The following is a 10,720-nucleotide window of genomic DNA, read 5'->3' on the forward strand; positions in this document are numbered from 1 at the left end:
CATGGTCACCGGTCCGATCCAGCAGCCGTCCACCGCCGTCGCGGCGGCCCCTCCGCTCGTCGCGCGCGAGCACCGGCCCACCCTCCACGGCGAGGTGCGCGCTCTCGCCCGGGCGCTCGCCGCGCCCGCCGGAGAACCCCACTGGCGGGAGCGGCTGATCACCCGCCTCGGCCCGGTCCGGCAGGGCTTCGCCGAGCACGTCCAGCTCACCGAGGGACCCATCGGCCTCTACGTGGAGCTGCTGCACCAGGCCCCACGCCTGGACCGGGGGGTCCGCCTGCTCACCCGCGAGCACGCCGCCATCGCCGCGGCGATCGCCGCCCTCCAGCACGTCGCCGAGCTGCCCGGCGTACCCGACGAGGAGCTGCGCGGGCGGGCGGGGCAGCTGCTGCGGGCGCTGCACCGGCACCGGCAGCGCGGCGCCGACCTGCTCTGGGAGGCGTACCAGGCCGATCTGGGCGGGGAGACCTGAGGCTCGCTCGCCCGGGCGGGAACCGGCGGGGCGGGCGCGGCGTCCAAGCGGCATGCGTCGCGCGATAGCCCAGCTGGGGCTACCCCTCCTGGTCGCCGCCGGGTGCGCCCCGGCCGGCTCCGGCCCGGCCGCCGGTGGGCCGTCCGCCGGCAGCCCGGACCACCGGTGGGAGGCGTTCCACCAGCGGGCCGTCGAGGTGGCCGAGGCCTGGCGGCCCGGCCCGGCGTGGCGGACCGGGTACGTGCCGTTGCAGGACGCCACGGTGCTGACCGGCGACCCGGGCTTCGGCTCCGACACCGAGGCGGCGTTCCGGGCGGGCTGGTACCGGGACCAGATCGAACTGCCCACCGCGAAGCCCGGCGACGGGACCGTCCGGTTCCCGGACGGGACCCTACGGGTGCCGCTGATCAGCGCCGCCGACGCGTACGCCGCACTGGACCAGGGCGACCCGCCGCCGTGCGCCGGCCGGCCGAAGGAACCCGGGCGGTCCAAGGGCGGCCCGACCATCGAGCCCGGACCGGACGGCTGGGTCACCAGCCCCGCCGACCCGGGCGCCTGCATCCCGCTCACCGTGACCGCGGTGCGGCTGGACACCGCCCCGGTACGGACCAGCCGGGGCGTCGCCGACGTGCCGGCGTGGCTGTTCACCGTGACCGAGCTGAAGGCGCCGGTGGCCCGGCTCGCCGTCGCGCCGAGCGCGGTCACCGCCGTACCGCAGGGGGTGGCGCCGACCGGGCCCGCACCCGACGTTGTGGTCGGCGCGCAGGATCTCGCGGCCCCCGCCGAGGGTGCGCGGCTGGCCTACCGGCTCGGGGTCGGCGCCTGCGACACCGGCGTCACGCCGCTGGTGCTGGAGCGCGACGACGTGGTGGTGGTCGGCGGGGGCGTGACCCGCTCGACCGGCGTCTGCACCGACCAGCTGCTCATCCACCCGGTCACCGTCACGCTGCGGGCCCCGCTCGGCGCGCGACCGGTCCTCGACGTGCTCACCGGCACGCCGCTGGTGGTCGGCCCGCGCTGACCCGCGCCAGCTGGGGGCTACAGGATGTGCGGCACGTCGGTGCTGATCTGCACCGGCAGCACCGTCGGCCGGTCGGCGGCGAGGGCCGCGCGCAGGGCGTCGCCGAGCCGGTCGAGCGGATCCACCACCTCGGCGGCGCAGCCGTAACCGTGCGCCACCGCGATGACGTCCAGCCCGGGCAGGTCCAGCGCGGGCACGCCGGGCGTGTGCTTCAGCTCGGCGAACGCCTTGAGGATCGCGTACTGATGGTTGACCGGGACCACGACGGGCAGCGGCAGCCGCAGCTGGGCGGCCGTCCAGAGCGCCTGCACGGAGTAGTGGAACGAGCCGTCGCCGATCACTGCCACCACCGGCCGGCCGCGCCCGGTGTCCCGCTCCGCCAGGGCGATCCCCACCGCCGCCGGCAGCCCGAACCCCAGCCCGCCGCTGGCCATCGTGAAGTACGACCGGGGTCGGGTCATCCGCACCCGGCGGCGCAGCGCGGAGAGGTTGGACGGGGACTCCTGTACCAGCACCCCGTCGGTCGGCCAGTGCCGGGCCAGCGCGGCGAAGAGGGCGTCCGCGCTCGGCGGGTTCGACTCCGCCGGCGGCCCCGGTGCGGGGCGGGCGGCCGGGGCGGGACGGTCCGTCGCCGGCAGCAGGTCCAGCAGGCCCGCCAGGGCCAGCCCGGCGTCGCCGAGCAGGCTCTCCCCGACCGGGGCCCGGGCCGACTCGTCCGGGTCGTCGGTGACGTGCAGCAGCCGCGCGTCGGCCGGCAGGTAGTCGCCCGGCACGTGCGGGTAGTAGCGGAACACCGGCGCGCCGACCACCAGGACCGTGTCGTGCCCGCGCAGCGCCTCCGCCAGCGGCTCGATCGCGTACGGCAGCACGCCCCGGAAGTGCGGATGGTCCTCGGGGAAGACGGCCCGCTCCGGCGCGGGGGAGGCCCAGACCGGCGCGGCCAGCCGCTCGGCCAGGGCGACCGCCGCCGGCCAGGCGTCGGCCCGGTCCACCGCCGCACCGAGCACCAGCACCGGGGCGCGGCTGGCCGCCAGCACGGCGGCGAAGTCGCCCAGCCGCCCCGGATCCGGCGCGTACCGGGTGGCCACGCCGCGCACCTCAGGCGGACGGTCCGCGGGCCGGGCCCAGTCGTCCATCGGCAGGGAGAGGAAGACCGGCCCGGTCGGGGGCTGCACCGCGGTCGCGTACGCCCGCATCAGCGCGGCCGGGATGTCCTGCGCCCGGGCCGGCTCGTAGCTCCACTTCACGTACGGCTGGGTCAGCTCCGCCGCGCGGCGGTTGGCCAGCCGGGGCTCGATCAGCAGCATCTCGCGGGTCTGCTGGCCGGCGGTGACGATCAGCGGGGTCTTGTTGTGCCAGGCGGTGACCAGGTTGCCCATGCCGTTGCCGGTGCCCGGGGCGGTGTGCAGGTTGACGTGGGCGGGCCGTCCGGTGGCCTGCGCGTACCCGTCGGCCATCGCCATCGCCGACGCCTCGTGCAGCGCGTGGACGTAGCGGAAGTCGGCCGGGAAGCCCTGTAGGAACGGCTCCTCGGTGGAACCGGGGTTGCCGAAGACGGTGGTCAGGCCCAGCTCGCGCAGCAGGTCGTAGGTGATGTCGCGAACCGTTGCCATCGCCGGCTGCCTCCGTCTGTTGTTGCTGCGCCGGAGACGGCTATTGATCAGTCCCCCGACCAGCCGAATCTATCGGGGCGGGCCGGGCTTTTCGGGCACTTCTTAGGTCTCGCGGGGCACTCTCAGGGCAGCGGGAACGGCAGCTTGATCCCGTCCAGCGCCCGGCCGCAGGGGCAGTCCCGGTCGGCGGGCAGCGCGGCCACCGCGTCCATCAGCACCCCGCGCAGCCGGTCGGTGTTCGCCGCGAAGACCCGGAACACCTCCTCCTGGGTGACCGACTCGCCGCCCTCCACCCCCGCGTCCAGGTCGGTGACCAGCGCGATCGAGGTGTAGCAGAGGGCGAGCTCGCGGGCGAGCACCGCCTCCGGGTGGCCGGTCATGTTGACCACCGACCCGCCGATCGCCGTGAACCAGCGGGACTCGGCCCGGGTGGAGAAGCGCGGCCCCTCGACCACCACCACCGTTCCTCCGTCGACCGCCGGGACGTCCCGGCCCGCCGCCGCCTCCAGCAGGGTGCGGCGGCCGGTGGGGCAGTACGGGTCGGCGAACGGGACGTGCACCGCGCCGCGGTCGTAGTAGGTCTGGGTGCGCCCGCTGGTCCGGTCGATGAGCTGGTCCGGCACCACGAAGGTGCCCGGGCCGAGCTCCGGCCGCAGGCCGCCGACCGCGCAGGGGGCGAGCACCTGGCGTACCCCGAGGGAACGCAGCGCCCAGAGGTTGGCCCGGTAGGGGATCAGGTGCGGCGGGTAGCGGTGGTCGCGTCCGTGCCGGGGCAGGAAGGCCACCCGGCGACCGCCGACGTCGGCGATGGTGACCGGGTCCGACGGCGGCCCGTACGGCGTCTCCAGCACGTGTTCGGTGGCGCCGTCGAGCAGGGCGTAGAGCCCCGACCCGCCGATCACCGCCAGCTCGGCCGTCGGCCCCATCGAAACTCCCTCGTCATGTTCGATCACCCGCCCGTCAGACCTTAGCCACCGTGCGGGGCGCAGGCTATGGTGCCAGGCATGGCGTTGACAGCGCGGATGGTCGACGGCGTCGGGCTCCCTGTCCCGGCGTGCGGGTGACGAATGTCCGACATGCAGGAGGGGCAGGCGATCGGTGGTCGGGCCATGCAGTCGATGACCGGACGGCTGCTGGTCGCGACTCCGGCACTGAAGGACCCGAACTTCGACCGTACGGTCGTGCTGCTGGTCGCCCACGAGCCCGGCGGCGCCCTCGGCGTGGTGCTCAACCGCGCCACCGAGGTGCCGGTGGCCGACGTCCTCGGGGACTGGTGCGACCTGGCCCGTCACCCCGCCGTGCTCTTCGAGGGCGGTCCGGTGCAGCCGGACTCGGCCATCTGCCTGGCCCGGATGCGGCACCCGATCAAGCCGGTGAAGGGCTTCCACCGGGTCTCCGGCGCGGTGGGCACGGTCGACCTCTCGGTGGACCCGGAGCGGCTGCGGGACGCGCTCGGTGGCATCCGGGTCTTCGCCGGCTATTCCGGCTGGGGAGCGGGCCAGCTGGAGCGGGAGATCGAGGAGGGGTCCTGGTTCGTTCTCGACGCGCTGCCCGGCGACGCCTTCGTCGACCGGCCGGACGACCTCTGGCCGATGGTGCTGCGTCGGCAGGGCGGCATGATGGCGGCGGTGGCCCATTTCCCCCCGGACGTGGCCCTGAACTGAGCCCGGCGGTGGGGACCCCCGCGAGATGACCATGCCGACCGGCGTGTGTATAGTTCTCTGCGTGCCCGGGCGACCGGGACGACCGCACGGGGCCGTGGCGCAGCTGGTAGCGCACCACACTGGCAGTGTGGGGGTCAGGGGTTCGAGTCCCCTCGGCTCCACCCGAGCGACCAGGGCGTTCGTCAGACATGACGGACGCCCTTTGTCGTTCCCCGGGGGCGGGAGTAGCCGAGCAAGTGGCCACGGTCGCGTCGAACGCTGCCCAGAGACGACCACCAGCACCCGAAGAAAGATCGGCGCGGTTCCGAGGTCCGGCGCAGGGGGCGGCGTGCGGGTTGGTATGCCTGTGGGGTGTCGGATCGAGCGAACGACGAGCAGAGTGCGGTAGCCGGCGACGGGCCGACGGAGGACGGTGGAACGGCGTCCCAGACATCGCTGACGGGTCGCCGGACGGCGGGGCTGGGGTTGCTGCTGGGCGCGTTGGGTGTGGTGTACGGCGATATCGGTACCAGCCCGCTGTACGCGCTGAAGACGGTCTTCACCTTCGACCGGGGCCTGGTACCGGACGCCCCCGACGTGTTCGGCGTGATCTCGCTGGTCTTCTGGTCGATCACCCTGATCGTGTCGATCAAATATGTCGTCTTCATCCTGCGGGCCGACAACGAGGGCGAGGGCGGGGTGATGGCCCTGGCCGCCCTCGCCCGAAGGGCGCTGCTGAAGGCCAACGGAAGGCGCGCCGCTACGGTGTTGGCGCTCGGGGCGCTCGGCGCCGCCCTGTTCTACGGCGACAGCGTGATCACCCCGGCGATCTCGGTGTTGTCGGCGGTGGAAGGGCTGGAGGTCACCTCCCCGCAGTGGGCCGTGGTCGTGCTGCCGGTGTCGGCGGCGGTCCTCACCCTGCTGTTTGCCGGCCAGCGATGGGGCACCGGACGGGTCGGGGCCGTCTTCGGGCCGATCATGGTGCTCTGGTTCGCCTGCCTGGGCGTGGCCGGCGCGGCCGAGGTGTGGCGTCACCCGAGCGTTCTGGCCGGGCTGTCACCGACGTATGCGGCCCTGTTCGTCGTGGACCACCCGGTCATCGCGTTCGTCGCGATGGGTGCCGTGGTGCTGGCGATCACCGGCGCCGAAGCGCTCTACGCCGACATGGGCCACTTCGGCCGCGCCCCGATCCGCCGGGCCTGGTTCGCGATCGTGTTTCCCGCGTTGACACTCAACTACCTCGGCCAGGGCGCGTTGATCCTACGGGCACCGGACAGCCGGGATAATCCGTTCTTCTTGCTGCTGCCAGACTGGGCGCGGCTACCGATGGTCGTCCTGGCCACCGTGGCCACCGTGATCGCGTCCCAGGCGGTGATCTCCGGGGCGTTCTCGGTGTCCCGGGAGGCCATGCGGCTGGGCTTCCTGCCGCACCTGCGCATCCGGCAGACCTCCCGCCGCGAGTACGGGCAGATCTACGTGCCCGGGGTGAACTGGAGTCTCTTCGCGGCAGTTCTGCTGGTGGTGTTCGCGTTCGGTTCATCCACGAACCTTGGCGCCGCTTACGGGGTGGCGGTCACCGGCACATTCCTGATCACCACGACCCTGTTCCTGGTCGTCGCGGGGGCACTGTGGCGCTGGGCCGCTTGGCGGCTCGTGCTGTTCGGGGTCGTCTTCGGCAGCATCGAGCTGACCTTCTTCACCGCGAACCTGGCCAAGGTCAGCCACGGTGGCTGGTTGACGCTGCTCATCGCGATCGTCGTGTTCACGGCACTGGTGAGGTGGCGGCGCGGAGCCGAACTGGTCACCGCCCGACGGATCGAACGGGAAGGCCCGCTACGGGACTTCATCGACACCCTGCACGCCACGAACATCCCGTGGGTGCCGGGCACCGCGGTGTTCCCCCACCCGAACAAGGAGACGACGCCCCTGGCACTGCGCGCGAACGTCGCCCACAACCACGTTCGGCACGAGAAAATTGTCATCATTACCGGTCGTACCGCGAACGTCCCGCACATTCCATGGGATCAGCGCCTGACCATCGACGATCTCGGCGACCCGAACGACGGCATCATCCACATCACCGCCGTCTTCGGCTTTCAGGACCCCACCGACTTCCCCGAGGTCCTGCGCCACGCCGCTGCCCACCCCCTCGCCAAAGGGATTGGCCTGGAGGAGGTCTCCTACTTCGTCTCGAGGATCACACTGCGTTGCACCCGTCAGCCCGGTATGGCCACCTGGCGTAAACGCCTGTTCATCGCCCTCGCTCACAACGCCGCCAGTCATGCGGAGTTCCTTCACCTGCCCGAGGAACGCACCATCGTCCTCAGCGCCGAGGTCCCCGTCTGAGCCTGCCCCCATCAGCCGCCCGAGCCGCGGCCCGAGGCGCGTACGGCAGCCGGGTGCAGGCGCCAACGGAGCCGATCAAGACTCGCCTTCCGTCATTTCCGGCAGGAGCGGGACCGCATGAGGTGTGCTCCGCCTGCCTGTGAGTAGTCGCCGCAGTCGGTGCGGCGAGGGCGGGGAGGTCCGGTGGACTCGTACCCGGCCGTGGAGGGCCACGGCTTGATCGGCGACCTGCAGACCGCGGCGCTGGTGAGCAGAGACGGGACGTTGGACTGGTTCTGCGCGCCCCGCTTCGACTCGCCGAGCATCTTCGGTGGCCTGCTCGATCGGCACGAGGGTGGATACTTCCAGGTTTCGCCCGTTGGGGTCGAGTACCGGAGCAAACAGCTGTACGTGCCCGGAACGCCGATCCTGATCACCCGCTTTCTCAGCGCGGACGGCGTGGGTGAACTCGTGGACTTCATGCCGGTCGCCGGTGACCGCGCCACCGACCGGCACCGCCTGGTCCGCATGATCCGGGTGGTCCGAGGGGAAATGCGGTTCCAGGTCGAATGCCGACCCCGGTTCAACTACGGTCGGGATCCGCACCAGCTCGAGGTGCATCCGGAGGGCGACGTCTTCCGCAGTCCCGGCCTCGCCCTCACGCTGAATGCCGTCCGCGACGTCGAGCGCGGGGCGGACACATACGCCCGGCGTACCGAGGAGGGCGTTTGTATGTTCGGCACGTTCCGGGAGGGCGACTGCGGCGGAGTGGTCATGGAAACAGCGTCACCCGACCCGCCGCGGGTGTTCAGTCCCGCCGAGGTGCGCGAGCTGCTCGAGCAGACCCGCGACTTCTGGCGGCGTTGGCTCGACCGCTCCCACTACACGGGCCGGTGGCGGGAGATGGTCGAGCGTTCCGCGATGACGCTCAAGCTGATGACGTACGCGCCGACCGGCGCGCTGATCGCCGCCCCCACCGCCGGGCTGCCGGAGCAGATCGGCGGCGAGCGCAACTGGGACTACCGCTTCACCTGGATCCGGGACGCGTCCCTCTCCGTGGGCGCGCTGCTCGGCCTGGGCTTCACGGACGAGGCCGGCCGCTATCTGGAGTGGCTCAACGACCGCATCGGCGACTCGGCGGCGGCCGGCGTGCCGCTCCAGATCATGTACCGGGTCGACGGCTCACCCGATCTCACCGAGGAGGTGCTCGACCACTTCGAGGGATACCGCGGGTCGAGCCCGGTGCGCGTGGGCAACGGCGCGGTCGGCCAACTGCAACTCGACATCCACGGTGAGGCGATGAGCGCGCTGCACCTCGCCGACCGGCACGGGTTCCAGGGCTCGCACCAGGGGTGGCTGGACGTGCGGCAACTCGTGGACTGGCTCTGCGACCACTGGGACCAACCCGAGGACGGGATCTGGGAGACCCGCTCCGGCCGGCAGGACTTCACCTACGGGCGACTGATGTGCTGGGTGGCACTCGACCGCGTCATCCGCCTCGCGAACCGCCGTGGCCTGCCGGCCGACACCACGCGCTGGGCGAACGCCCGCAACGACATCTACGAACAGATCATGGCGCGCGGCTTCCACCCCGGACGCGGTGCCTTCGTGCAGCGCTACGCGACCGACGTCCTGGACGCGGCGCTGCTCACCATGCCCGGCGTCGGATTCGTGTCGCCGGCCGACCCGATGTGGCAGTCGACCCTGCGGGCCATGGACGCCGAACTCGTCTCCGACAGCCTCGTCTACCGGTACGAGCCGGCCGCCTCACCCGACGGCCTGCGCGGCCACGAGGGCACCTTCAGCATGTGCACGTTCTGGTACGTCCAGGCCCTCGCGGAGTCCGGTCGGCTCGACGACGCCCGACTGACCTTCGAGAAGATGCTCACCTACAGCAGCGACCTCGGCCTCTACTCCGAGGAGATCGCGCCCACCGGCGAGCAGGTCGGCAACTTCCCGCAGGCGTTCAGCCACCTCTCGCTGATCAGCACCGCCGTCAACCTCGACCGGCTCCTCGACGCCCGCCCCTGACGTGAGCGCCCTGGAGCGGAAGTCGATCCCGATCCAGGGCGTTCCTCGTCCAACCGCGGTGGGTCATCGCGGACGGCGGCTCTTGGGCAGGTCGAACTGATCCGCGGCCCGGCAGTCCTTCGGCCCCCCGACGGCGTCCTCGCCGATCCGGTCGAGGGCCTGACGGGCCCGGTACCGGCCCAGGTTCCAGGCGTACCAGGGGTCGGGCTCGGCCAGGTCGTCGTCGATCCAGCTCAGGGTGCACCGGCGTACCGGGTCCGGCAGCCGGGTCAGGGCCGGCGTGGCGTCGGCGGAGAGCGCCCGCAGGTACCAGGCGTCGATCTTGCCGGTCTGCTTGTATCGGGCGATGTTGCGCTGGGCGGCGTAGTCCTCCGGGTTGAGCACGGCCAGGCTGAGCAGCATCACCACGGCCAGCCCCACGGTCGCGCCGGGGATCCACCGGCCCCGCCACCGGACGCCGGCGGCCAGGATCATCAGGAAGACCGCCCCGAGCAGCAGCTCGAACGCCATCACGAAGATCCGCTCGCCGGTGAAGCTGTAGACCTTCTGGTAGGTGTACATGCGTGACAGCGCCGATACCACGATCACCACGCTGAGCGCGCTGAGCAGGCCGAGCAGGACGCGCAGCACGGTGCGTTCGACGTTGCGTTCCCGGCTGGCCCAGCGGCTCACCGCACCGAGCACCGCCAGGGTCAGCACGGTGACGAAGAGCAGCTGCCAGAAGCCGCTGCGGGCGTACTCGGAGTAGCTGAGCCCGGCGACCTTCTGGACGTGCCGCTGGCCGCCGAAGAGCACGGTGAACTGCACGACGACGAAGCCGGCGAAGAGCACCGTCAGCGCGCCGATGGCCGGGGCCCACTCCAGCAGGCCGAGGTTGCGGCTGCTCGGCTTGTCGACGGTGGACAGGTCCGGCGGGGCGGCCAGCGTGTAGACGGCGGCGACCGCGATCAGCACGCCCACCACGGCCAGGAAGATCCAGCGGAACACGGTACCGACGTTGATCTCCGGGACGATCGCGCCGAGGACCTCGGAGAACGCCGCGTCGGCCGAGGAGAGCAGGCTGCCGAAGACCAGCAGCACCAGCACGGTCGCGACGACCGAACCGGTCACCCGGCGGACCATGCCCGTGTCGGGGGTGGCGGTGATGTGCCGGCGCACCCAGGGCAGGCCGCGGAGCGCCGCGAACGGCGCGGCGACCAGGCTGAACAGGATCGAGCGGACCAGCCGGCCGCCCACGATGGCCAGCGTCGCGCAGCCGAGCGCGCCGAGGACGCAGAACGTCACCAGCCACCAGGCGTTGCGGAAGGCGAGGACGGAGAGCAGCGCCAGGGCCGCCACCGCCCAGCCGCCGCGGACCAGGCGTTCGGTGCGGGGCAGTTCGGCGGTGCCCCGCCGGACCGCGGCGACCACGCCGGCGGTCAGCACGAGCCAGCCGAGGAACCAGCCGATGCCGGTCCGGCTCAGCGGGACGAAGAACGCGATCCCGAGCGCCCCGGCGAGCACGGCGAGCGGGGTGGCCCGACCGGTGGCCGGCTTCGGCCCCGGCCATTTGGCGCCGAGGAACGAGGTCCGGGGCGTCGGCGGGCGGGGCGTCCAGGCCACGCCCGGCTGGGGC

Annotated in this window: 8 protein-coding genes and 1 tRNA gene; 6 read left to right on the forward strand and 3 right to left on the reverse strand. The window is 72.5% G+C overall.

Features of this window, described 5'->3' with window-relative positions; genetic code table 11:
* Position 1 precedes the first annotated feature (1 nt).
* Together DKT69_RS15845 and DKT69_RS15850 are read left to right on the forward strand one after the other, a co-directional pair.
* On the forward strand, positions 2-472 hold the full coding sequence (locus tag DKT69_RS15845) for a hypothetical protein (protein ID WP_109802319.1): 471 nt from the start codon (positions 2-4) through the stop codon (positions 470-472).
* A gap of 52 nt (positions 473-524) precedes the next feature.
* Complete coding sequence (locus tag DKT69_RS15850) at positions 525-1,493, forward strand: hypothetical protein (protein WP_109802320.1); 969 nt, start codon at positions 525-527, stop codon at positions 1,491-1,493.
* A gap of 17 nt (positions 1,494-1,510) precedes the next feature.
* Here DKT69_RS15850 and mdlC read toward each other — a convergent pair whose 3' ends face one another.
* Both mdlC and DKT69_RS15860 read right to left on the reverse strand, forming a co-directional pair.
* Entirely contained in the window at positions 1,511-3,106 is a 1,596-nt protein-coding gene (mdlC, locus tag DKT69_RS15855; protein WP_109802321.1) for a benzoylformate decarboxylase, read from the reverse strand.
* 122 nt (positions 3,107-3,228) lie between these two features.
* The gene (locus tag DKT69_RS15860; protein WP_109802322.1) at positions 3,229-4,032 is read right to left on the reverse strand and encodes an S-methyl-5'-thioadenosine phosphorylase; all 804 of its coding nucleotides are present in this window, start codon (positions 4,030-4,032) and stop codon (positions 3,229-3,231) included.
* A 141-nt stretch (positions 4,033-4,173) separates the two neighbouring features.
* Here DKT69_RS15860 and DKT69_RS15865 point away from each other — a divergent pair, with 141 nt between their 5' ends.
* The 4 genes from DKT69_RS15865 to DKT69_RS15880 all read left to right on the forward strand — a co-directional run bounded on the left by DKT69_RS15865 (position 4,174) and on the right by DKT69_RS15880 (position 9,105).
* The gene (locus DKT69_RS15865) at positions 4,174-4,770 is read left to right on the forward strand and encodes a YqgE/AlgH family protein (protein WP_375373564.1); all 597 of its coding nucleotides are present in this window, start codon (positions 4,174-4,176) and stop codon (positions 4,768-4,770) included.
* An 88-nt stretch (positions 4,771-4,858) separates the two neighbouring features.
* Positions 4,859-4,931 (forward strand) — tRNA-Ala (locus DKT69_RS15870).
* Between the two features lie 190 nt (positions 4,932-5,121).
* Complete coding sequence (locus DKT69_RS15875) at positions 5,122-7,095, forward strand: potassium transporter Kup (protein ID WP_236647945.1); 1,974 nt, start codon at positions 5,122-5,124, stop codon at positions 7,093-7,095.
* A gap of 183 nt (positions 7,096-7,278) precedes the next feature.
* Complete coding sequence (locus DKT69_RS15880; protein ID WP_109802324.1) at positions 7,279-9,105, forward strand: glycoside hydrolase family 15 protein; 1,827 nt, start codon at positions 7,279-7,281, stop codon at positions 9,103-9,105.
* 63 nt (positions 9,106-9,168) lie between these two features.
* Here DKT69_RS15880 and DKT69_RS15885 read toward each other — a convergent pair.
* A partial coding sequence (locus DKT69_RS15885; protein WP_109802329.1) for a DUF4153 domain-containing protein occupies positions 9,169-10,720 on the reverse strand: 1,552 nt, incomplete at its 5' end.

The sequence above is a fragment of the Micromonospora sicca genome, from assembly GCF_003172935.1.
In the GTDB taxonomy this organism is placed as follows: domain Bacteria; phylum Actinomycetota; class Actinomycetes; order Mycobacteriales; family Micromonosporaceae; genus Micromonospora; species Micromonospora sicca.

Bases quoted from the DNA above. Each gene is read 5' to 3' on its own strand.
- DKT69_RS15845 (WP_109802319.1), top strand. From the start codon at position 2: ATGGTCACCGGTCCGATCCAGCAGCCGTCCACCGCCGTCGCGGCGGCC.
- DKT69_RS15850 (WP_109802320.1), top strand. From the start codon at position 525: ATGCGTCGCGCGATAGCCCAGCTGGGGCTACCCCTCCTGGTCGCCGCC.
- mdlC (WP_109802321.1), bottom strand. From the start codon at position 3,106: ATGGCAACGGTTCGCGACATCACCTACGACCTGCTGCGCGAGCTGGGC.
- DKT69_RS15860 (WP_109802322.1), bottom strand. From the start codon at position 4,032: ATGGGGCCGACGGCCGAGCTGGCGGTGATCGGCGGGTCGGGGCTCTAC.
- DKT69_RS15865 (WP_375373564.1), top strand. From the start codon at position 4,174: ATGTCCGACATGCAGGAGGGGCAGGCGATCGGTGGTCGGGCCATGCAG.